The sequence below is a fragment of the Hydrotalea sp. genome (genome assembly GCF_049968455.1).
Taxonomy (GTDB): domain Bacteria; phylum Bacteroidota; class Bacteroidia; order Chitinophagales; family Chitinophagaceae; genus Hydrotalea.
The window spans coordinates 1-560 of the sequence record NZ_JBMFQT010000069.1; the positions used below are offsets into that span (position 1 = coordinate 1).

Genomic DNA, 560 nt, shown 5'->3' on the forward strand with positions numbered 1-560 from the left:
TCAACTTGTTGTATTGCAGTAAGGCTATCTGTTCCAGTTAGTATTAATAGTTTTTGTAAGTAGTTTTTATAAGCTTGAACTACGGCTTGTGTAGCAGCATCAGTTTTAAAATAATAATCGCGGTCGGGTAAACCAAGACCTCCTTGGCTGAATACTGCAATAGTAGCCATACTATTTTTATCGTCGGGATACACACCAAAGTCAAACAACATGCCACTTCCACGGGTGTGTGCTTGTGCTGCATAATGAATAATATCAGCAGCATTTTTTAATGTACTAATATCATTCAATACCGGTTGGATGGGTGAATAGCCCAATTTTTCAATAGTTGCTGAGTCCATGCCGGAAGCGAAAAAGTCACCAACTTTTTGTTGAATACTACCTGTGGGGGCGGCATTTTTTTCCGCCTCTAATAAAATGGAATGAATATTATTTTTGGTGCGATTATATAAGTCGAGAAAGGCGCCGGCACCCACTTCAGACGCTGGAATGGTTGTTTTTTTCAGCCAATTGCCATTGGCATACAGAAAAAAGTTATCGCCTGGTTTTACAGAAGTATC

The 560-nt window shown here is 39.5% G+C and carries 1 pseudogene; it reads right to left on the reverse strand.

Annotated features, from left to right (window positions below):
* Positions 1-560: pseudogene (locus ACP5P5_RS13740) on the reverse strand (M13 family peptidase); the annotation flags it as partial.